The following is a 19,532-nucleotide window of genomic DNA, read 5'->3' as shown; positions in this document are numbered from 1 at the left end:
CGCTGAGGGTCCGGGGGAGCGGGGCGATCGCGGGAGGTAGGTGCGCTGGCAGGAGGTAGGGTACCGGGCAGTAGCCCCCCGTGGAGGTGGTCCATGCGGCGACCTGTCGGCCTGATCCTGATCGGGTTGGGCGCGTTCTTGCTGGCACTCGCGCCCCTCGTCCGCTTCTATGTGGCCGACCGGGTCGTCGTGGCGCCGCTGAACCGCTACCAGGTGACGTCCCTGGAATCGAAGGGCTCCACGTACTTCGACGAGTCCGACCTCAAGTTGAAGAAGAACGTCACCCTCCTGGCGAAGAACACCGTGCGGGGCGACGTCCGCGCGAACGAGGGCAACGGCGACATCGCCGTCTGGGACTCCACCACCAACATCTACAACCAGGCCAAGCCCGACAAGCCCGTCCAGATCCAAGGCTTCCGCATCGCGTTCGACCGCCGCACCGGGAAGCTGACCAACTGCTGCGGTTCCAACGTCGACGGCGACAACCGCGTCCGGATGTCGGGGTACGGGCTGCTGTTCCCCATCGCGAACGTCCACAAGCGCGACTACCCGTTCTACGACATGACGACGCGGCAGTTGGCGCCGATGCGGTTTAACGCGGTCGAAGAAGTCCACGGCCTCACCGCGTACCGCTTCACCCAGACGATCCCGCTGACGAAGACCGCCCGGCTGGACGTCAAGATGCCCGCCAAGATGCTCGGCCTCCCCGAGAAGGCGGGAAACCAGAAGGTCGACCGGTACACCGAGGCGTACAACACCGTCTGGGTCGACCCGCGCACGGGCATCCCCGTGAAGCACCGCCAGAACATCCGCAGCACCGTCCGGACGCCGAACGGCAAGGGCTCGATGATCGTCGCGCAGGCCGACCTCATCACCGTCGACAAGGACCAGCGGAACCTGGTCGACATGGCGAACTCGACCGCGCTGAAGATCGACCTCCTGCGCAGCTACATCCCCGGGGCGGGCGTCTTCTTCGGCCTGATCCTCCTGTTCGTCGGCCTCTCCCTCGCCTTCGTCCGTCCGGCCGCCCCTCCGCCCCCGGCCACCCCGCGCCGAGCCGACGGCAAGTTCGCCGACCAGCCCCCGCCCACCCCAGCGGCGAGCACCACCCCCCACCCCACTCCCTGATACGTGTTCTACCCAGAGCCCTGACGTAACTTAACGACGTCCACCGCAACTAGAACCTGTTGCAGTTTCACCTTCCCCCGCCTAGGGTCGGGGTTGTGCGGACACGAGTCACCGAACTTTTCGGCATCGAGTACCCGATCTTCGCGTTCAGTCATTGCCGCGACGTGGTCGCGGCGGTGAGCCGCGCAGGCGGCATGGGCGTCCTCGGCGCCCTGCACTTCACCCCCGAGGAACTCGAACTCGAACTCGCGTGGATCGACGAGCACGTCGGCGGCAGGCCCTACGGCGTGGACGTCGTCATGCCCGCCAAGTACGAGGGCGCCGACATGGGCGACGCCGAGGAACTGCTCGCGAAACTCCAGGGCATGATCCCGGCCCAGCACAAGGAGTTCCTGGAAGACCTCCTGGCCGAGCACGGCGTCGAACCGCCCACCGACCAGGCGGGCAAGGCCCTCCTCGGCTGGACGGACGTCACCGCGCGCCCCCAGGTCGAGGTGGCGCTCAAGCACCCGATCGCCCTGCTCGCCAACGCCCTCGGCCCGCCCCCGGCGGACGTCGTGGCGGAGGCGCACCGGCACGGCGTGAAGGTCGCGGGCCTCGCGTCTAACGCCAGGCACGCCCGCAAGCAGGTGGACGTCGGCGTCGACATCATCGTCGCGCAGGGCACCGAGGCGGGCGGCCACACCGGCGACGTCGCGACGATGGTCCTGATCCCCGAGGTCGTGGACGCGGTGGGCGAGGACACGGTCGTCCTCGCCGCGGGCGGCATCGGCCGCGGCCGCCAGATGGCCGCGGGCATGGCCCTCGGCGCCGACGGCGTCTGGACCGGCTCCATCTGGCTGACGGTCGCCGAAGCCGACACCCCCGAACGCGCCCTCCCGAAACTCCTCAACGCCACGTCCCGCGACACCGTCCGCTCCCGCGCCTGGACGGGCAAGCCCGCCCGCTTCCTCAAAACCGCCTGGACGGACGCATGGGAAAGCGAGAACTCCCCGGGCTACCTCCCGATGCCCATGCAGTTCATGCTGATCGCGGACGCCCTCCCCCGCATATCCCGCTCCGGCGACGGCGAACTGGTCACCTTCCCCGTAGGCCAGATAGTCGGCTCCATGAACCAGATAAAACCGTCCGCCCAGGTCATCTACGACCTGATCAACGAATACGTAGAAGCCATAACCCGTCTGAACACCATCACCGACTCCTGAGTGCCGGAGCCCCGGCCGCGCGCTTCTCGCGGCCGGGGCTCCGGGGTCGTCAGGACCTCGTCATCCAGGAGAGGGTGCGGGCGAGGGCGTAGTACACCACTCCGGCGAGCGTCCAGTTGATGTAGAGCTGCTCGTCGGGATCGCTCCGCGTGAAGACGTCGTGGAACGGGGTGGCGAGCCAGCGCCCGGCGTCGAGTGTCGCGTCCACGAGCGTGTTGCCGGGGTTGGCGTCGCCCCAGGTCAGCAGCATGCCGAGGGCGAGGATCACGACGGCGGCCCAGCCCGCGGCCAGGATCATCGCGCTTACCGGGTTGTGCCTGCTGCGCAGCCACCGCGGCGCCCTGCGCCTCCCGGCTCCCGCCGTCGCCGTCTCGTCGGTCGCCGCCGTCCGCCGACGCCAGAGGCTCCGCCGCGGCACCGCCTCATCCGCCGGTGGCTCGTGCCGCCTACGTCCGATATGCAAGGCCATGGCCAGCTCAGTCCTTCCGTGACTCGCTTCGCCCTAACCGCTGCCACGAACGGCCCGCGCCAAACCCGTTCTCCTTTTCGGGCAGACCGAAATAGATGTATCAGCCTAGAAAACAACACCCTGCGCGCCGTCCGTCAAGCGAACGTGTTCGGCGTGCTCGGGTCACCGTCTTCGGTGGTCGCGGGGCACTTGTCGGTGCTGAGGATCTCCGCCATGAATTCCTCGTGGGAGACGGCGCCGGGATGTCCAGCGGCCTCCCAGTCCTCCAGCGCGGCGAACGCGGCGGCGGCCTTGGCCTCCTCCGTCGCGATCGGGCGGTCCATGATCATCCGAGCCACACGATGTCGGTGACACAGAGGAGGTCGCCCTCGTCGACTATGTAGAAGGTAAGGAGCCCTTGGGCGTCGTCCCCGAAGTACGCCTGCCTCATGAAGGTCTCACCGCGGCGCTCCGGCATGGAATCCCAAGGTGCCTCAAGGAGTTCCAGGAGTCGGTCCAGCAGGGGGGCCGTCCCGTACCTGCTCGGGGAGTCCGTTCAGCTCGTTCAGGGCGCGGCCGAAGAAGCCGCCGAACTTGAGCGTCACAGGCGGCCGGCCCACCCGGGGATCTGGTCGGCGCCTAGGAACTCCTCGTGCCGCCCTTCCTTGGCGGCCTTGATGGCGTCTTCGTAGTGGGGGTGCGCATAGGCCACGGAGCGCAGCCTCCATAGGTGCAGGACCTCGCGGATCTGCTTGAACTTCGCGAGGTCGTGGGCGGCGTCGAGGGCGGCCTCGTAGTCGGCGCGGAAGTCGGCGCGGAATCGCTCGGGCAGCGCGTCGAAGATCGCCACCGGGTCGTAGCCGGGGTCGGCGGGACGGTCGGAGGCGGGGTCCGGCGCGGGCTGAGCGGTCATACTCGCCAGCGTACTCATGGTTTGTTCTCCATCCAGGGGGTGCCGCGGGGCCGGCAGGGCCTGTCTCCTGGTCGAACATACCATCGAATCGTGGTTGAATGACTACCCTCTGTCGACTACTGGCCTTTGAAGGCGGCGGGGCGTTTTTGGGCGAAGGCTCGGGAGCCTTCCTTGGCGTCTTCGGAGGCTATGACGGGCCAGCCGTGGTCGTCGGAGATCTTGAGGGCGGCCTCTTCGGGGAGGTGTTCGGTTTCGCGGTAGGTGCGCAGGATGGCCTGGACCGCGAGCGGGCCGCAGGCGGCGATCTGGTCCGCGAGGTCGCGGGCGGCGGCGAGGGCCGTGCCGTCCGGGACGATCTTGTTGATCAGTCCCATCGCCAGGGCCTCGCCGGGGGTCACCGAGCGGGCGGTCAGGAGGATGTCCATCGCGTTGGCGTAGCCGATCTGGCGGGGGAGGCGGATCGCGGAGCCGCCCATCGGGAAGAGGCCGCGCTTCGCCTCGTAGAGGCCGAGGGTGGCGCTCTCGGCGACGACGCGCAGGTCGGTGCCGACGAGGAGCTCGGTGCCGCCCGCGACGGCGTAGCCCTCGATCGCGCAGATCAGGGGCTTGGTCGGACGTCCCTCGCGGAGCAGGCCCTTCCAGTGGAAGTTCGGGATCTCGGCCATGCGCTCCCGGATCCGGGGGTCGGACGGCTGCTGCGCCATGGCCTTCAAATCGGCGCCCGCGCAGAAGGTGCCGGCGGCGCCGGTGAGGATGCCGACGCGGACGTCCGGCGTCTCGGACATGTAGGTCCAGGCGTCCGCGAGGCCCACCAGCATGGCGGAGCTGAGCGCGTTGCGCGCCTCGGGACGGTTCATCGTGACGGTGACGACGTGGCCGTCGCGCTCGACGATGCAGTGCTCGGTGCTGATCGGCAGCCGGTCCGCCATGGGTCCTCCAGCGTGGATGTCAAACGAGAACAGATTCTAGTTAAAGTGATCCTTGGTCGGTAGGGCTTGATCTGCAAAACGAGAACGTGATCTACTTTTGCCCGCCGGGGCGTCCGCCGGGGGACGGCGCTCACCGTGGTCATCGAGGGAGATCCGATGGGGTCACTGGGTTTTTGGCGGCTGGCGCAGGCCGATCCCGGGTGGGTCGCGGCCGTCGACCCGGACGGGACGGAGCACACCGCGGGCGAGCTGCTGTCCCGCGCGAACCGGCTCGTCCACGGGCTGCGCGGGCTCGGCCTGGAGGCGGGCGACGGGTTCTGCGGGCTCGTGCCGAACGGGTCCGAGGGGCTGGTGCTGTACCTGGCGGCGCTCCAGGCGGGCTGGTACTACACGCCGGTGAACTGGCACCTGACCGGGCCGGAGATCGGGTACATCGTCGCCGACAGCGAGGCGAAGGCGTTCTTCGTCCACGAGCGGTACGCGGCGGAGGGCGCGCGGGCGGGCGAGGAGATCGGGGCGCACCGGCGGTTCGCGTTCGGGGACGTCGACGGCTTCCGCCCGTACGGGGAGCTGGTCGACGGGCACCCCGACACGCTGCCCGATGAGCGGACCAACGGCGCGACCATGCACTACACGTCCGGGACGACCGGGCGTCCGAAGGGCGTCAAGCGCGCGCTGATGGGCATCGACCCGGACGACAGCGCCGAGTTGATGACATTCCTGCTGAGTTTCTTCGGAATCGCGCCGGGACGTCCGGCGGGGGGCGAGCATGAGGCGCACCTGATCACCTCGCCCAATTACCACACCGCTGTCACCCAGTTCGGCGGCACCGCCCTGCACATGGGCCACACCCTCGTCTACATGGACAAGTGGACCGCCGAAGACACCCTCAGGCTCATCCAGGACCAGCGCGTCACCAACACGCACATGGTCCCGACCCACTTCAAGCGGCTGTTGGCGCTGCCTGAGGACGTCCGGTCCCGGTACGACGTGTCGAGCATGAAGCACGCCATTCACGCGGCGGCGCCCTGCCCGGTGCCGATCAAGCAGCAGATGCTCGACTGGTGGGGCGACTGCATCTGGGAGTACTACGCGGCGACCGAGGGCGGCGGGACAATTGCGAGCCCCGCCGACTGGCGCGCCCATCCAGGAACGGTCGGCAACGCCTGGCCGATCAGCGAACTGCTCGTCGTGGACGACGACGGGAACCCCGTCCCGAACGGCACTCACGGCACGATCTACATGAAGATGGCCGGGGTCGAATTCGAGTACAAGGGCGATGAGGAGAAGACGAAGAAGAACCGGTTCAAGGACTTCTTCACCGTCGGCGACATCGGCTACCTGACTGACGACGGGTTCCTGTTCCTGTCCGACCGCAAGGCCGATTTGATCATCTCGGGTGGCGCGAACATCTACCCGGCCGAGATCGAGAACGAGATCGTCCTGCATCCGAAGGTCGCGGACGTCGCCGTCTTCGGCATTCCGGACGACGAATGGGGCGAGCAGATCAAGGCCGTCGTCGAGCCCGCAGAGGGCGTGGAGCCGGGCCCGGCGCTCGCCGCCGAGATCCTCGCCTCCCTGGAGGGACGGCTCGCCAAGATGAAATGGCCGAAGTCGATCGACTTCATCGAGACGATGCCGCGCGAGCCGAACGGCAAACTCCTCAAGCGCAAACTCCGGGAGCCGTACTGGAAGGACCGCGACAGTGCCATCTAGCACGGGGCGATCTGAGCCGAATCACGTCCTGGAATTCCCGGGCGGTTACACGCGCTCGGTCGGCCCGGTGGTCGGACGGTTCCTCAGCGAGCTGCGCGACGGGCGGCTGGTCGGCGTCCGGACGGCGGAGGGCCGGGTGCTCGTCCCGCCGTCCGAGCACGACCCGGACACCGGCGAGGACGTGACCGGCGAGTTCGTCGAGGTCGGCCCGGCCGGGACGGTCACGACGTGGTCGTGGGTGCCGCGCCCGGCGAAGGGGCATCCGCTGGACCGCCCGTTCGCGTGGGCGCTCGTCCGGCCGGACGGCGCCGACACCGCACTGCTGCACGCGCTCGACGTCGGCGTCTTCGAGGAGGGCGCGAAACCACCGCGTTTCCTCAAGACCGGAATGCGCGTGCGCCCCCGATGGCGCGCCGAACGCAATGGCGGAATCGGCGACATCGAATGCTTCCAGCCCGAGGTCACGATGGTGAACGCGCCGACGCGCCTGGAGTACTCACTGAAAGGCGGGAAGGCACTCCAGCGTTTCCTTGAGGGCATTTCGCAGGGGAAGATCCTGGGCCATAGGTGCCCGGTGTGCGAGCAGGTCATCGTCCCGATGAAGGGGCTGTGCCCGCGCGACGGCGTCCCGACGACGGAAGAGGTGGAACTGCCCGACACCGGCACCGTCACCACGTTCGCGGTCAACAACATTCCCGATCCGCGTGCGCCCGAGGTGCCTTTCGTGTCCGCCTACGTGCTGCTGGACGGCGCGGGCCTGACGATGCTCACGCTCGTCGCGGGAATTCCGGCGGACCAGGTGCGGATGGGCATGCGGGTGAAGGCGGCGTGGCGTCCACGCGAGGAATGGGAGCCGAGCATGGGCAACATCAAATGGTTCGAGCCGCTCGACGAGCCAGACGTCCCCTTCGACGAAATCAAGGATTACACATGACGCGCGAGATCGCCGTGATCGCGTTCGCGCAGACCCGGCACAGCGCCGAGGACGAGGGCCTCGCCGAGATCGAGATGCTCGCCCCAATCATCACCGAAGTAAAACAAAAGACCGGCCTCAAGCAGTTCGGCTTCACCTGCTCCGGCTCGTGCGACTACCTCGCCGGGGCGCCGTTCTCCTTCGTCTCGGCATTGGACGCGGTCGGCGCCTGGCCGCCGATCTCGGAAAGCCACGTCGAAATGGACGCCGCCTGGGCCCTGTACGAGGCATGGGTCAGACTGCTGCACGGCGACATCGACACAGCGCTCGTCTACGGGTTCGGGAAATCGTCCCAAGGAGATCTGCGCACGATCCTCACACAGCAGCTCGACCCGTACCACCTAGCGCCACTCGGAATCGACGCGGTATCGCTCGCCGCGCTCCAGGCCCGCGCCTACCTCGAAAGGTCGGGCACCACCGAGGACGATCTGCGCGCGGTCGCGGCGCGTTCACGCCAAGCCGGGCGCGACAACCCTTTCGCCCTCCATCTGCCGGAGCCCGAAGGCGACGAATACGACGTCGCCCCGCTGCGCCCGTACGATGTCGCGCCCATCACCGACGGGGCGGCGGCGATCGTCCTCGCGTCCGGGGACAAGGCGCGTGAGCTGTGCGAACGTCCCGCCTGGATCACCGGGATCGACCATCGCACCGAGCCGCACTCGCCGGGCGTCCGCGACCTGACCCGCTCGGAGTCGGCGCGGATCGCGGGCGAGAAGGCGGGCGCGGCGGGCGTCGAGGTCGCCGAACTGCACGCGCAGTTCAGCCACGAGGAGCTGATCCTCAAAGAGGCCCTCGGCCTCGACGGCGGCGAGGTCGCCGTCAACCCGTCCGGCGGCGCGCTGTCCGCGAACCCGATGATGGCGGCCGGTCTGATCCGGATCGGGGAGGCGGCGTCCCGGATCCACGACGGGACGGCGACGAGAACGCTCGGGCACGCCTCGTCCGGCCCCTGCCTCCAGCAGAACCTCGTCTGCGTGCTGTCGGGAGAAGACCATGGGTGAGCGTTGCGCGATCATCGGCGTCGGGCAGACGGCCTACAAGTCGAAGCGGCTGGACGTGTCGATGGCCGGGCTGCTCCGCGAGGCGGCCCGCCGCGCCCTCGACGACGCCGGGCTGACCTGGAAGGACATCGACGCCGTCGTGGTCGGCAAGGCGCCCGACCTGTTCGAGGGCGTGATGATGCCGGAGACGTTCCTCGCGGACGCGCTCGGCGCCGCCGGGAAACCGATCATGCGGGTGCACACGGCCGGGTCGGTCGGCGGGTCGACGGCGATCGTCGCGGCGGGGCTGATCCAGGGCGGGGTGCACGAGCGCGTCCTCACGATCGCGTGGGAGAAGCAGTCGGAGTCGAACGCGACGTGGGCGCTCACCGTCAATTCGCCGTTCACGACGTCGCTGGTCGTGGGCGCGGGCGGCTACTTCGCCCCCCACATCCGGGCCTACATGCGCCGGTCGGGCGCGCCCGACCACATCGGCACGCTCGTCGCCGTCAAGGACCGGGAGAACGCGCTCAGGAACCCGTACGCGCACCTGAAGATCCCCGGCATCTCCCGCGAGATGGTCGAGTCGACGCCGATGCTGTGGGAGCCGATCCGCTACCTGGAGACGTGCCCGTCCTCGGACGGCGCCTGCGCGATGGTCCTGGCCTCGGAGGACGCGGCGAGGAAGGCCCCGGCGAAACCGGCCTGGGTGCACGGGACGTCGATGCGCTCCGAGCCGATGATGTTCGCCGGACGCGACTCCGTCAGCCCGCAGGGCGGCAAGGACGCGGCGGCCGACGTGTACCGGCAGGCCGGGATCAGCGACCCGCGCCGCGAACTCGACTGCGCCGAGGTGTACGTCCCCTTCTCCTGGTACGAGCCGATGTGGCTGGAAAACCTCGGGTTCTGCGGCGAGCACGAGGGCTGGAAGCTCACCGAGGCGGGCGCGACGGCGCTGGACGGCGACATCCCGTGGAACCCGTCCGGCGGCGTGCTGTCGTCCAACCCGATCGGCGCGTCCGGGATGATCCGGTTCGCCGAGGCGGCCCTCCAGGTGCGCGGCCTGGCGGGCGACCACCAGGTGGACGGCGCCCGCCGCGCGCTCGGCCACGCCTACGGCGGCGGCGCCCAGTTCTTCGCGATGTGGATCGTCGGCAGCGACAAGCCCTGAGGGGGCGCCCGATGGAGTACAACCACGCTGACCTGTTCGAGGGAGTCGCGGACGCCATCGCCGAGCGCGTGGCGCTGGCCTGCGGCGACCGGCGGCTCACCTACGCGGAGCTGGACGAGCACGCCAACCGCCTCGCCCACCACCTGATGGACGCGGGCGTCCGTCCGGGGGAGCACGTCGCCGTCCAGCTCTACAACGGCGTCGAATACGCGGCCGCGCTGATTGCCACACTAAAAATCAGGGCCGTTCCCATCAACGTCAACTACAGGTACGTGGAGAGCGAACTGCTCTACGTGTACCGCGACTCCGACAGCGTGGCACTGCTCTACGACGTCGAGTTCGAGGACCGGGTAGCCGCGACCGTCCCAGACGCACCCGCCCTGAAACACCTCATAGCCGTAGGCGGCACCCCAACCCTCCGACAAGCGATCGCCTACGACGAGGCCCTGAAAACCGCGGCCAACACCCGCGACGGCCTTCCAAAGCGCTCCGCCACCGACCGCTACATCATCTACACCGGCGGAACGACGGGCATGCCGAAGGGCGTCATGTGGACGACCGAGGAGATCCTTTTCGCGTTCTGGAACCCGACGCTCCCACGCCCGGCGAAGCCCGAGGACATCGTCGAGATGGCCAGGACCGGCGGCCCCCTGACGATGATGCCCGTCCCGCCGCTGATGCACGGCGCGGCGCAGGTCGCGTCGTGGATCGCCTGGTTCATGGGCGCGACGCTCGTCTACACCCGCAAGTTCGACGCCGCCGACGTGTGGCGGACGATCGAGCGCGAGAAGGTCAACTCGCTGACGATCACCGGCGACGCGATGGCGATCCCGATGGCGGACGAGCTGGCCCGCACGCGCTACGACACCTCGTCCCTCTTCGCCTTCGTCTCGACCGGCGCGATCTTCACCGGTACGGTCCGCGACCGCGTCCAGGCGCTCCTCCCGAACACGATGATCCTGGACCGGTTCGGCTCGACCGAGTCCGGCTCGACGGCCGAGGCGGTCGCCGGGTCCACCCCCGAGAAGGGCCTGCGATTCGCGCCAGATGTCAACGACGTCACCGTCCTGGACGACACGCTCCGCCCGGTCGAGCCGGGTTCCGGCGTCATCGGCCAGGTCGCCCGCACAGGGCACATCGCGCTCGGCTACTACAACGACCCGGAGAAGACCGCGAGGACGTTCCCGGTCGTGGACGGCCGCCGCTGGCTCCTCACCGGCGACATCGCCACCGTCGAGGAGGACGGGTCGATAGCCGTCTACGGCCGCGGCTCGCAGGCGATCAACACCGGTGGCGAAAAGGTGTTCCCGGAGGAGGTCGAGGCCGTCCTCAAGGGCCACCCCGGCGTATACGACGCGGTCGTGACGGGCGTCCCGGACGAACGCTGGGGCAACAAGGTCGCGGCGGTCGTCCAGCCATCAGAAAAGGCACCATCCGCCGAGGACCTGGACGCGCACTGCCGCAAGGAGCTGTCCGGCTACAAGGTGCCGCGCGTGTACGCCTTCGTCGCGGAGATGAAGCGGTCGCCCGCGGGTAAGGCCGACTACCACTGGGCGAAGCGGATCGCCGAGGAGAGCCCCACCTGGCCCCGCCCCGGCCCCGCGCACTAGAATCTCCCGTGGAGAGTCGCTCTTGAAATGAGTGTCTCGTCATGAGAGAAAAGTGAGGGCACAGGGCGTGTCGACCCCGGAACGCGAGCGGATGGCGGGCGAGCTGCGGATGGCGATGCAGCGCAGCACGATGTTCACGGTGCTGCTGCACCATGCCACCGCGAGCAAGGCGGGCATGAACGTCACCGACGCGCAGTGCGTCAACGCCCTGACGCTCGACGGCCCGCAGACGCCGGGGCAGCTCGCCCAGCTCATGGGCATCACCACCGGCGGCGCGATCACCGCCGTCATCGACCGGCTGGAGCGCGCCGGGTACGTCCGCCGCACCCGCGACCCCGACGACCGCCGCCGCGTGATCGTCGAGCTGGTGGAGGAGAACGTCGCCCAGTTCGGCCGCTACTTCGAGCCGATAGCGAGAGCCTTCCGCGACCGCCTGGAAACCTACACGGACGACCAGATCGCAGTCCTCCTCGACTGGATCCGCCACAACAACGAAGTAATGCCAGCGGTAATAGAAGAAATCCGCAAACTCCCGTAAACGCCAACCACGCGCCACGGCGAAGAGCAACCACCGCCACGGGTCGGGCGGCCGGAGGCGCCCCAGCGCCGGAGGCCGCCCGACCCGCCGGCGCAGACGACCGCAGCGACGCCCGCACACCCGCCACAGGCAAGACAGACCGCAAGGGCGACGCGAGGATCGCCTGCGCCGCAACGGGGGTTCCAGGGGGTCGCCCCCCTGGATAGATACAGTCCGGGGACGGCAGCGGCGGTCCCCCCGGCCGCGGCGGCCGTCCCCGGAGTCAGCCGCCGGGGCGTGGTCGATCCCCGCCTCCCAGACCCGGACTGACAGTCAGTGCGGGCTCAACCCCATCCGGAGGCTTCGCGGGATCCGCTCGGACGGTGACACCTACCACGCTCACCGCTCCGCCGCAGGTCACACGGGTTAGAGGCGGTGATTTCGGTCACATCGCCCTATTTCGGACAGTCGGGTCGGACCGGGGCGTCACGGGTGGCCGTGAGGCGGCCGGAAATGAAATCATGCGCGGCATCCCCCGGTGAGAGGACGGCTTTCCGACGTGGAACCACTGCGTCCAGAAGACCCCGCGGAGATCGGCGGCTACCCCCTCATCGCGCGCATCGGCGCGGGCGGCATGGGCCAGGTGTACCTGGGGCTGACCGGCGGCGGACGGCACATCGCGCTGAAGGTCATCCGGGAGGGCTTCGAGGGCCCGCAGGCGCTCGCCCGCTTCCGCCGCGAGGTCGCGACCGCCGAGCGGGTCCGCAGCCGGTTCGCGGCCGCGATGGTCGGCGCCGGGCTGGACGCGCCGCCGTACTGGCTCGCCACCGAGTACGTCCCCGGACCGACGCTCCGGCAGGCCGTCGCCGAGCACGGGCCGCTGCCGCCGGACACCTGCCTGCGGCTGCTCGCCGCCCTCGCCCAGGGGCTGCTGGAGATCCACGGGCAGGGCGTCCAGCACCGCGACCTCAAGCCCGGCAACGTGATCCTCGCCCCGGACGGCCCGCGCCTGATCGACTTCGGCATCGCGCGCGGCGAGGGGCAGACACAGATCACCCAGACGGGCGCGTGGAACGGCACGCCCGGCTACGTCGCGCCGGAGGTCGTCCGGGAGCAGGAGCCGGTGCCCGCGTCGGACGTGTTCTCCCTCGCCGGGACCATCGCCTACGCCGCCACCGGACGCCCGCCGTTCGGCGGCGGACGCATCGAGGCGATCATCCATCGCACGCTGAGCGGAGAGATCGACCTCGACGGGGCCGACCCGCGGGTGGCGGAGCTGGTCCGGCTCTGCGCGGAGAAGGACCCCGGCGCCCGGATCACGCTGGACCGGCTGCTGGAGATGGCCGCGTCCACGGTCGCGATCGCGGACGACCCCGACTACCGGCGGTTCGTCGGCCCGCCGCGGCCGGCGCCGGTCAGCGTCGCGGACGCGGCGACGTCCGGGCTCGTCCCGCCGGAGCGCACCAGGACGACCGTCACGGGCGGGACGGGCCTGCGCTCCCGCGCCGCCGTCATCGCGGCGAGCGCCGGGGTGGTCGCGGTCGTCCTCGGCGGCGCGTTCGCCGCGCGGGCCGTCTTCAACGACGGGGACTCGAGCGGGCAGAACGGCGCGGCCGGCGGTGACGGCGGAGGGCAGGGCGGGCAGGGGGCCCAGGCCGGTCAGGGCGTCCGGGGCGGCGGTTCGCCGACGACGCCCGCGAGTTCCCCGGCGGGCGGCCGGACGCCCGGCCCGGACGGACGGCCGCCGGACGAGATCTTCGTCAAGCAGCCCACCCAGGACTACTGGAGCCTGAAGTTCTCCCCGAAGGACAACACCTGCCTGCCCGCGATCAGGCCCCAGGAGGAGGACAAGAAGATCTACTCCCAGTTCCAGGTCTCGGCGCCGCGCGTGCCGTACACGGGGAAGTCCGTCAAGGTCGGCGCGCGCATCAAGTACGAGCGGCCGAACGGCTACTACATCGCCGCCGAGGTCCGCGACCCGTCGCTGTCGGGCAGCGACGGCCCCCACTGGGCCTACAGCAAGCCGCACCTGTATCCGGAGGGTGAGGAGGCGGGCAGCAACGGCCTGGACCTCACCTACCCGGACGACTTCAACTGGCGCGGTTCGCAGGGCGCGACGGGCTCGTTGTTCCCGGGCATCTGGACGATCGTGTGGTTCCACGTCCGTCCGAACGGCGACGCCTTCTACATCGGCTGCGACGGGTTCACCGCCAAGTAGCCGGTCGCCAGGTAGCTATTAGTACAGGTGGCTAGCGGACGGCGATGACCGCCGAGCCGTGCCCGAACAGGCCCTGGTTCACGGCGATGCCCGTCCGCGCGCCCTCGACCTGGCGGCCCTCGGCCTGCCCGCGCAACTGCCAGGTCAGCTCGCAGACCTGCGCGATCGCCTGCGCCGGGATCGCCTCGCCGAACGACGCGAGCCCGCCGCTCGGGTTCACCGGGACGCGCCCGCCGAGCGTCGTGGCGCCCGACCGCAGCAGCTCCTCGGCATGGCCGGGCTCGCACAGGCCGATGTCCTCGTACCAGTCGAGTTCGAGGGCCGTGGACAGGTCGTACACCTCGGCGAGCGACAGGTCGTCCGGCCCGATCCCGGCCTCCTCGTAGGCGGCGTGCGCGAGCGCGGAGCGGAACGGGCGCTCCGGCTCCGGCACGGCCATCGCGGAGTCGGTCGCGAAGTCCGGCAGGTCGAGGACGGTCTTCGGGAACGTCGGCGTCACCGTCGACAGCCCGGAGATCCGGACCGGGTCGGCGACGCCGTGCCGTCGCGCGAAGTCCACCGACGACAGGACGAGCGCCGCGCCGCCGTCGCTGGTGGCGCAGATGTCGAGGAGCCGCAGCGGGTCCGCGACGACGGCGGACGCGCGGACGTCCTCCGGCGTCACCTCCTTGCGGTAGCGGGCGTTCGGGTTCGCCAGCCCGTGCCGCGCGTTCTTCACCTTCACGGCGGCGAAGTCGTCCGGCGTCGCGCCGTGCACGGCCATCCGGCGGCGCGCGTACAGCGCGAAGTACAGCGGGTTCGTCGCGCCGAGCAGCCGGAACCGCAGCCAGTCGGGGTCGTCCGGACGGTCCCCGCCGACCGGCTTGAAGAAGCCCTTCGGCGCGGCGTCGGCGCCGACCACCAGCGCGACGTCGCAGAGCCCGGCGAGGATCCGCGCCCGCGCGGTGTCGACGGCCTGCGCGCCCGACGCGCACGCCGCGTAGCTGGACGAGACGCGGGCGCCCGTCCAGCCGAGCGCCTGCGCGAACGTCGCCCCGGCGATGAACCCCGGATACCCGTTGCGGATGGTGTCCGCGCCCGCCACGTACTGGACGTCCGGCCACGCCAGCCCGGCGTCGGCGAGCGCCGCCCGCGCCGCCGCGAGCCCGTACTCGACGAAGTTCCGTCCCCATTTCCCCCACGGGTGCATGCCCGCGCCCAGCACGGCGACATCGCGGCTCATCGCACGGGCCTCCACATCCAGACGGTGTACTCGGTGTCGTCGTCCTCGTACAGGACGCCCTCGGTCAGCTCGACCTCCATGCCGACGGCGAGGTCGTCGACCGTGTAGCCGGGCGCGACCTGCCCGAGGACGACCATCCGCTCGGCCTCCAGCTCGACGGCCGCGACCGTGTACGGGACGAACGGCTCCGGCGAGACGTACGGGGGCGGCGGCTTGTACCGCGAGTCGGCGTAGGACCAGACGCGGCCGCGTCCGGAGAGCGCGTACGGCTCCAGCTCGGAGCCGTCCTTCGGCCCGGCGCAGCGGGGGTTGCGGCAGGCCAGCTCGTTGCGGGGGAAGTACGGCGTCCCGCAGGACGCGCACCGCGTCCCGAGCAGCCGCACCTCGCCCTCGGCCGTGCCGAACCAGCCGTCGATCGCCGGACGGCGTTCCTTAGTCGTGGTCACGCGGCCCTCCTCAGCCTCTGGCGCGCACTGTACCAATCAAACAATCGTTAGAAAGAATGCGACCCGGGACATCCGACACCCGCTGACTGACCCGTCAGTCACCTCGCTACAGTGAACCGAGTCGGATTCTGGTGATGCCGCGCCGCGGGTGCGCACCGGTAGGGAGTGTTCGGATGCGGACTGGACTGCAAGGCAAGACGGCCCTGGTCACCGGGGCGTCCCGGGGCATCGGGAAGGCGATCGCGACGGCGCTCGCCGCCGAGGGCGCGAACGTCGTCCTGTCCTCGCGCAGGCAGGAGGCGCTGGACGAGGTCGCCACGGAGATCTCCCGGGCGTACCCGGACGCCGGGGTGCTCGCGAAGGCCGCGCACGTCGGCGACGCCGACCAGGCCGCCGCGTGCGTGGACGCCGCCGTCGCGGAGTTCGGCGCCCTCGACGTCCTCGTCAACAACGCCGGGACGAACCCCTACTACGGCCCGATGGCCGACATCGAGCCCGCCGCCGCGGCGAAGACCGTCGAGGTCAACCAGTTCGCGCTCATCACCTGGACGAAGTTCGCGCTGCGCGCCTCGCTCGCCGAGCGCGGCGGCTCGATCATCAACATCGCGTCGGTCGGCGGCCTGATCACCGAGCACGGGATCGGCTACTACAACGCGACCAAGGCGGCCGTGATCCACCTCAGCAAGCAGTTCGCGATGGAGCTGGCGCCGAAGGTCCGCGTCAACTGCATCGCGCCCGGCCTGGTCAAGACCCATCTCGCCCGCGCCCTCTGGGAGCCGAACGAGGCGGAGATCAGCAAGGCCACGCCGCTCGGCCGGCTCGGCGAGCCCGAGGACATCGCGAACGCCGCCGTCTTCCTCGCCGGGGACGCCTCGTCCTGGATGACCGGGCAGACCCTGGTCGTGGACGGCGGCGCCACCGTCCGCCCGTCACTCGCCTGACGCCCGACGCCCGAGGAGGCGCGCATGAACCGCTGGGGGATCACCATTCCGCTGACCGGCCTTCCGCTGGCCGGGCACCGCGAGGTCGTCGCCGGGCTGGCCGGGCTCGGCTACACCGACGCCTGGAGCGCCGAGGTCGCCGGGGCGGACGCCTTCACCCCGCTCGCGCTCGCCTCCCAGTGGGACCCGGAGGTGCGGCTCGGCTCCGCGATCGTGCCGGTCTACACGCGCGGCCCGGCGCTGCTCGCCCAGCACGCCGCGACGCTCGCCGACCTCGCGCCCGGACGGTTCGTCCTCGGCATCGGGACGTCGTCCGACACGATCGTCGAGCGCTGGAACGACATCCGGTTCGAGCGGCCCTACCAGCGGACCCGCGACACCCTCCGCTTCCTCCGCAGGGCGCTCGCGGGGGAGAAGGTCAAGGAGGAGTACGAGACGTTCACCGTCCGGGGCTTCAGGCTGGAGACCCCGCCCGCGACGCCGCCGCCGGTGGTGCTGGCGGCGCTGCGTCCCGGCATGCTGCGGCTCGCCGCCCGCGAGGCGGACGGCGCGATCACCAACTGGCTGGCCCCCCGGGACGTCCGCGTGGTGCGCGGCGTGCTGGGCGACGAGCCCGAGCTGATCGCGCGGCTGTTCGTCTGCCCGACCGGCGACGCGGCGGAGGCCCGCGCGATCGGCCGCTGGATGATCGCCGCGTACCTGACCGTCCCGGTGTACCGGGCGTTCCACGAGTGGCTCGGACGCGGCGACGCGCTCCGTCCGATGCACGAGGCGTGGGCGGCGGGCGACCGCAAGGCCGCGCTGGCCGCCATCCCGGACGAGGTCGTCGACGACCTGCTCGTGCACGGGACGCCCGCCGAGTGCCGGGCCCGCGTCCGCGAGTACGGGGCGAACGGGCTGACCACGCCGGTGCTCGCCGTCGTCCCGGGCGGCGGGCTGTCCCCGGCCGAGGCGGTGCGGGCGCTCGCGCCGAACGCGGACTGAAACCATTCGGACACGGCTCGCATGTTTGCCGGTGTGAGGATCGGGGAGGGTGGGGCAGATCCGATCCGAGAATGAAGACGTGAGGAGCTGATCGTGCTCACGCTGACCGACGGTGCCGTGCAGGTCATCAAGACCGTGACCGCGAACCCGGAGCTTCCGCCGGACACCGGCATCCGCATCGAGCCCGGGCTCGACGGCTCGGACGCCCTGCGGCTCTCCGTCGCCCCCGCCCCCGAAGCCGGCGACCAGGTCGTCGAGGAGGAGGGCGCGAAGGTCTACCTGGAGTCCGGTGTCGCCGAGATGCTCGACGACAAGACCCTCGACGCCCAGGTCGACCCGCAGGGCGACGTGGCGTTCACCATCGCGGAGGGGACCGGGGGGACCCCTACCTGACTGAGCCGAATGAGGGGAAGGCGGAGCCGGAGCGCACCAGTCGGGGCGCTCCGGCTCCGTGTTGTACGTCCGTGGAAATCGGGCTCTCAGCGGATGGCCGCGATGACGGCGAGCGCGGCGAGGCCGAACGCCACCGTGGTGAGGACCATGAACGCGGCGACGACCGCGCAGGCCAGTCCGCGCGGCTGGTCGCGCCAGGTTCCGTAGCGGTCGCGCACCTGCCTGTCCAGCTCCTCCCGGGACGGCCGTTCCGCGTCCGGGGAGTCGGGCGAAGGCGGGGTCGTCACGCCCGCCAGTCTCGCAGATCGCCCGGCCCGGCCAGGGGTGGTCGGCGGGACGGGCCGCGCCGCGTGAAAGGCTCGTAGGATGCGTCTCACCAAGCTCGGACACGCCTGCGTCCAGATCACCAGGGACGACCGCACGATCGTCATCGACCCCGGCGCGTTCAGCGACGGCGCCGCCGACGCGCTCGCCGCCGCCGACGCCGTGCTCATCACCCACGAGCACTTCGACCACTTCGACGCCGACGCGCTGCGCAAGGCGATGGCGGAGCGTCCGGCGCTGGAGGTGTGGACGTCCCGAACCGTCGCCGAGAGCCTCGCCGACCTCGGCGGCCGCGTCCACCAGGTCGGCCACGGGGACGCCGTCACCGTCGCGGGCTTCGACGTCCACGTCTACGGCGAGGACCACGAGATCCTGCACCCGGACGTCCCGCCCATCCCGAACACCGGATTCCTCATCGACGGCCAGGTCTTCCATCCGGGGGACGCGCTGACCGTCCCCGCGGAGCCCGTCCCCACGCTGTGCCTGCCCGGCAACGCGCCCTGGATGAAAATCCCGGAACTGTACGCGTACGCGCGGGAGGTCAGGCCCGAGCGTGCCTTCGTCGTCCACGACGGGCTGTTGAACGACATCGGCCTCACGGTGATGGGCAACCACGTCGCCAAGGCGGGGGAGGAGATCGGGGCTGACTTCCAGCGTCTCGTCCCCGGTACCTCGGTCGACCTGGCGGACGTGTGACCGTTCCCGGCGAGGGCGCGGTCCGGGCCGTCTTCCTGGACGTCGGCGAGACACTGATCAACGAGGGCGAGATCTACGGGCGCTGGGCCGACTGGCTCGGCGTCCCCCGGCACACGTTCCTCACCAAGCTCGGCGCGGTGCTCGCGACGGGCGGCTCCCACATGGACGTCTTCGAGCACTTCCGCCCCGGTTTCGACCTGGCGGCGGAGGAGCGGGCCAGGGCGGCGGCGGGCGTCCCGAACGGGTTCGGCCCGGACGACCTGTACCCGGACGCGCGGGCCTGCCTGTCCGGCCTCCGCGACCAGGGCCTCTACGTCGGCATCGCGGGCAACCAGCCGGTGGAGGCCGCCCGGCAGATCGCCGCCCTCGGCCTGGACGCCGACGTCGTCGGGATCTCGGACGTGTGGGGCGTCAGCAAGCCGTCCCCCGAGTTCTTCGCGCGCTGCGCCGAGATCGCGGACGTGCTCCCGGACCGCGTCCTGTACGTCGGGGACCGCATCGACAACGACGTCCGTCCGGCGCTCGCGTTCGGGATGCGGGTCGCGTTCCTGCGGCGCGGGCCGTGGGGGCACATCCAGGACGACCCGGAGGCGCTGCGCCGGTGCCTGTTCGTCCTGGACGACCTCGCCGCCCTCCCCGAGCTCGTCGCCGCCCACAACGCCGAGCCCCTAGGGGACGTCCCCTAGCCCCGGAGTATGGGACGCGAACAGGTCGAACG

At 70.6% G+C, this 19,532-nt stretch carries 22 protein-coding genes; 14 read left to right on the top strand and 8 right to left on the bottom strand.

Features of this window, described 5'->3' with window-relative positions; all coding sequences use genetic code 11:
- The first annotated feature begins 93 nt into the window (after window positions 1-93).
- Entirely contained in the window at window positions 94-1,128 is a 1,035-nt protein-coding gene (gene pgfA / locus FXF65_RS33160; RefSeq protein WP_148354007.1) for a cell envelope lipid trafficking protein PgfA, read from the top strand.
- 95 nt (window positions 1,129-1,223) lie between these two features.
- Window positions 1,224-2,333 carry an NAD(P)H-dependent flavin oxidoreductase gene (locus FXF65_RS33155; RefSeq protein WP_148354006.1) on the top strand — a complete coding sequence of 370 codons (1,110 nt, stop codon included), beginning with the start codon at window positions 1,224-1,226 and terminating at the stop codon, window positions 2,331-2,333.
- A 49-nt stretch (window positions 2,334-2,382) separates the two neighbouring features.
- On the opposite strand, the gene FXF65_RS33150 is transcribed toward FXF65_RS33155, so the two are convergent.
- The 5 genes from FXF65_RS33150 to FXF65_RS33135 all read right to left on the bottom strand — a co-directional run bounded on the left by FXF65_RS33150 (window position 2,383) and on the right by FXF65_RS33135 (window position 4,623).
- Window positions 2,383-2,802, bottom strand: a complete 420-nt coding sequence (locus tag FXF65_RS33150) for a hypothetical protein (protein WP_148354005.1) — start codon at window positions 2,800-2,802, stop codon at window positions 2,383-2,385.
- Between the two features lie 134 nt (window positions 2,803-2,936).
- Window positions 2,937-3,131: a hypothetical protein gene (locus tag FXF65_RS33145; RefSeq protein WP_148354004.1), complete on the bottom strand. Its 195-nt coding sequence runs from the start codon at window positions 3,129-3,131 to the stop codon at window positions 2,937-2,939.
- Entirely contained in the window at window positions 3,128-3,259 is a 132-nt protein-coding gene (locus tag FXF65_RS46010) for a hypothetical protein (RefSeq protein WP_281288978.1), read from the bottom strand. Before FXF65_RS46010 ends, FXF65_RS33145 begins: the two co-directional genes overlap by 4 nt.
- A gap of 123 nt (window positions 3,260-3,382) precedes the next feature.
- Complete coding sequence (locus tag FXF65_RS33140) at window positions 3,383-3,694, bottom strand: DUF6247 family protein (protein WP_148354003.1); 312 nt, start codon at window positions 3,692-3,694, stop codon at window positions 3,383-3,385.
- A 116-nt stretch (window positions 3,695-3,810) separates the two neighbouring features.
- A complete protein-coding gene (locus FXF65_RS33135; protein ID WP_148354002.1) occupies window positions 3,811-4,623 on the bottom strand; it encodes a crotonase/enoyl-CoA hydratase family protein in 813 nt (270 codons plus the stop codon).
- A gap of 156 nt (window positions 4,624-4,779) precedes the next feature.
- Between FXF65_RS33135 and FXF65_RS33130 the strand changes: the two genes are divergently transcribed.
- From FXF65_RS33130 to FXF65_RS33100, 7 genes are all read left to right on the top strand, one after another.
- Complete coding sequence (locus tag FXF65_RS33130; RefSeq protein ID WP_148354001.1) at window positions 4,780-6,339, top strand: acyl-CoA synthetase; 1,560 nt, start codon at window positions 4,780-4,782, stop codon at window positions 6,337-6,339.
- Window positions 6,329-7,273, top strand: a complete 945-nt coding sequence (locus tag FXF65_RS33125; RefSeq protein ID WP_148354000.1) for a Zn-ribbon domain-containing OB-fold protein — start codon at window positions 6,329-6,331, stop codon at window positions 7,271-7,273. Before FXF65_RS33130 ends, FXF65_RS33125 begins: the two co-directional genes overlap by 11 nt.
- On the top strand, window positions 7,270-8,313 hold the full coding sequence (locus tag FXF65_RS33120) for a thiolase domain-containing protein (protein ID WP_148353999.1): 1,044 nt from the start codon (window positions 7,270-7,272) through the stop codon (window positions 8,311-8,313). Before FXF65_RS33125 ends, FXF65_RS33120 begins: the two co-directional genes overlap by 4 nt.
- Complete coding sequence (locus FXF65_RS33115) at window positions 8,306-9,463, top strand: thiolase domain-containing protein (protein ID WP_148353998.1); 1,158 nt, start codon at window positions 8,306-8,308, stop codon at window positions 9,461-9,463. The genes FXF65_RS33120 and FXF65_RS33115 overlap by 8 nt, the downstream gene beginning before the upstream one ends.
- An 11-nt stretch (window positions 9,464-9,474) precedes the next feature.
- Complete coding sequence (locus tag FXF65_RS33110) at window positions 9,475-11,073, top strand: acyl-CoA synthetase (RefSeq protein ID WP_148353997.1); 1,599 nt, start codon at window positions 9,475-9,477, stop codon at window positions 11,071-11,073.
- A 52-nt stretch (window positions 11,074-11,125) separates the two neighbouring features.
- On the top strand, window positions 11,126-11,611 hold the full coding sequence (locus tag FXF65_RS33105; RefSeq protein WP_148353996.1) for a MarR family winged helix-turn-helix transcriptional regulator: 486 nt from the start codon (window positions 11,126-11,128) through the stop codon (window positions 11,609-11,611).
- A gap of 538 nt (window positions 11,612-12,149) precedes the next feature.
- Window positions 12,150-13,808 carry a serine/threonine protein kinase gene (locus tag FXF65_RS33100; RefSeq protein WP_222868857.1) on the top strand — a complete coding sequence of 553 codons (1,659 nt, stop codon included), beginning with the start codon at window positions 12,150-12,152 and terminating at the stop codon, window positions 13,806-13,808.
- Between the two features lie 31 nt (window positions 13,809-13,839).
- Here the strand turns inward: FXF65_RS33100 and FXF65_RS33095 are convergent, their stop codons facing one another.
- Both FXF65_RS33095 and FXF65_RS33090 read right to left on the bottom strand, forming a co-directional pair.
- Window positions 13,840-15,030 (bottom strand): lipid-transfer protein, encoded by a 1,191-nt coding sequence (locus tag FXF65_RS33095; protein WP_148353995.1) that lies wholly within the window; start codon window positions 15,028-15,030, stop codon window positions 13,840-13,842.
- Window positions 15,027-15,476 carry a Zn-ribbon domain-containing OB-fold protein gene (locus FXF65_RS33090; RefSeq protein ID WP_222868856.1) on the bottom strand — a complete coding sequence of 150 codons (450 nt, stop codon included), beginning with the start codon at window positions 15,474-15,476 and terminating at the stop codon, window positions 15,027-15,029. The genes FXF65_RS33095 and FXF65_RS33090 overlap by 4 nt, the downstream gene beginning before the upstream one ends.
- Before the next feature lie 173 nt (window positions 15,477-15,649).
- Here FXF65_RS33090 and FXF65_RS33085 point away from each other — a divergent pair, with 173 nt between their 5' ends.
- The 3 genes from FXF65_RS33085 to FXF65_RS33075 all read left to right on the top strand — a co-directional run bounded on the left by FXF65_RS33085 (window position 15,650) and on the right by FXF65_RS33075 (window position 17,794).
- Window positions 15,650-16,417: an SDR family oxidoreductase gene (locus tag FXF65_RS33085; protein WP_148353994.1), complete on the top strand. Its 768-nt coding sequence runs from the start codon at window positions 15,650-15,652 to the stop codon at window positions 16,415-16,417.
- Between the two features lie 24 nt (window positions 16,418-16,441).
- The gene (locus tag FXF65_RS33080) at window positions 16,442-17,401 is read left to right on the top strand and encodes an LLM class F420-dependent oxidoreductase (RefSeq protein ID WP_148353993.1); all 960 of its coding nucleotides are present in this window, start codon (window positions 16,442-16,444) and stop codon (window positions 17,399-17,401) included.
- A 93-nt stretch (window positions 17,402-17,494) separates the two neighbouring features.
- Complete coding sequence (locus FXF65_RS33075) at window positions 17,495-17,794, top strand: Fe-S cluster assembly protein HesB (RefSeq protein ID WP_148353992.1); 300 nt, start codon at window positions 17,495-17,497, stop codon at window positions 17,792-17,794.
- Between the two features lie 86 nt (window positions 17,795-17,880).
- Here the strand turns inward: FXF65_RS33075 and FXF65_RS33070 are convergent, their stop codons facing one another.
- The gene (locus FXF65_RS33070; protein ID WP_148353991.1) at window positions 17,881-18,081 is read right to left on the bottom strand and encodes a hypothetical protein; all 201 of its coding nucleotides are present in this window, start codon (window positions 18,079-18,081) and stop codon (window positions 17,881-17,883) included.
- A 79-nt stretch (window positions 18,082-18,160) separates the two neighbouring features.
- Here FXF65_RS33070 and FXF65_RS33065 point away from each other — a divergent pair, with 79 nt between their 5' ends.
- Both FXF65_RS33065 and FXF65_RS33060 read left to right on the top strand, forming a co-directional pair.
- Complete coding sequence (locus FXF65_RS33065; protein WP_148353990.1) at window positions 18,161-18,814, top strand: MBL fold metallo-hydrolase; 654 nt, start codon at window positions 18,161-18,163, stop codon at window positions 18,812-18,814.
- Window positions 18,811-19,500 carry an HAD family hydrolase gene (locus FXF65_RS33060; RefSeq protein WP_148353989.1) on the top strand — a complete coding sequence of 230 codons (690 nt, stop codon included), beginning with the start codon at window positions 18,811-18,813 and terminating at the stop codon, window positions 19,498-19,500. Before FXF65_RS33065 ends, FXF65_RS33060 begins: the two co-directional genes overlap by 4 nt.
- Window positions 19,501-19,532 lie beyond the last annotated feature (32 nt).

The sequence above is a fragment of the Actinomadura syzygii genome (assembly GCF_008085905.1).
Classification (GTDB): domain Bacteria; phylum Actinomycetota; class Actinomycetes; order Streptosporangiales; family Streptosporangiaceae; genus Spirillospora; species Spirillospora syzygii.
Note: the sequence above shows the minus strand (reverse complement) of the source record. Positions and strands in the feature narration are given on the sequence as shown.

What these genes read in the sequence shown, in the direction of transcription:
- pgfA (WP_148354007.1), top strand. Translation starts at nt 94, where the DNA reads ATGCGGCGACCTGTCGGCCTGATCCTGATCGGGTTGGGCGCGTTCTTG.
- FXF65_RS33120 (WP_148353999.1), top strand. Translation starts at nt 7,270, where the DNA reads ATGACGCGCGAGATCGCCGTGATCGCGTTCGCGCAGACCCGGCACAGC.
- FXF65_RS33150 (WP_148354005.1), bottom strand. Translation starts at nt 2,802, where the DNA reads ATGGCCTTGCATATCGGACGTAGGCGGCACGAGCCACCGGCGGATGAG.
- FXF65_RS33065 (WP_148353990.1), top strand. Translation starts at nt 18,161, where the DNA reads ATGCGTCTCACCAAGCTCGGACACGCCTGCGTCCAGATCACCAGGGAC.
- FXF65_RS33140 (WP_148354003.1), bottom strand. Translation starts at nt 3,694, where the DNA reads ATGACCGCTCAGCCCGCGCCGGACCCCGCCTCCGACCGTCCCGCCGAC.
- FXF65_RS33135 (WP_148354002.1), bottom strand. Translation starts at nt 4,623, where the DNA reads ATGGCGGACCGGCTGCCGATCAGCACCGAGCACTGCATCGTCGAGCGC.
- FXF65_RS33110 (WP_148353997.1), top strand. Translation starts at nt 9,475, where the DNA reads ATGGAGTACAACCACGCTGACCTGTTCGAGGGAGTCGCGGACGCCATC.
- FXF65_RS33085 (WP_148353994.1), top strand. Translation starts at nt 15,650, where the DNA reads ATGCGGACTGGACTGCAAGGCAAGACGGCCCTGGTCACCGGGGCGTCC.
- FXF65_RS33095 (WP_148353995.1), bottom strand. Translation starts at nt 15,030, where the DNA reads ATGAGCCGCGATGTCGCCGTGCTGGGCGCGGGCATGCACCCGTGGGGG.
- FXF65_RS46010 (WP_281288978.1), bottom strand. Translation starts at nt 3,259, where the DNA reads ATGCCGGAGCGCCGCGGTGAGACCTTCATGAGGCAGGCGTACTTCGGG.
- FXF65_RS33145 (WP_148354004.1), bottom strand. Translation starts at nt 3,131, where the DNA reads ATGATCATGGACCGCCCGATCGCGACGGAGGAGGCCAAGGCCGCCGCC.
- FXF65_RS33130 (WP_148354001.1), top strand. Translation starts at nt 4,780, where the DNA reads ATGGGGTCACTGGGTTTTTGGCGGCTGGCGCAGGCCGATCCCGGGTGG.
- FXF65_RS33080 (WP_148353993.1), top strand. Translation starts at nt 16,442, where the DNA reads ATGAACCGCTGGGGGATCACCATTCCGCTGACCGGCCTTCCGCTGGCC.
- FXF65_RS33115 (WP_148353998.1), top strand. Translation starts at nt 8,306, where the DNA reads ATGGGTGAGCGTTGCGCGATCATCGGCGTCGGGCAGACGGCCTACAAG.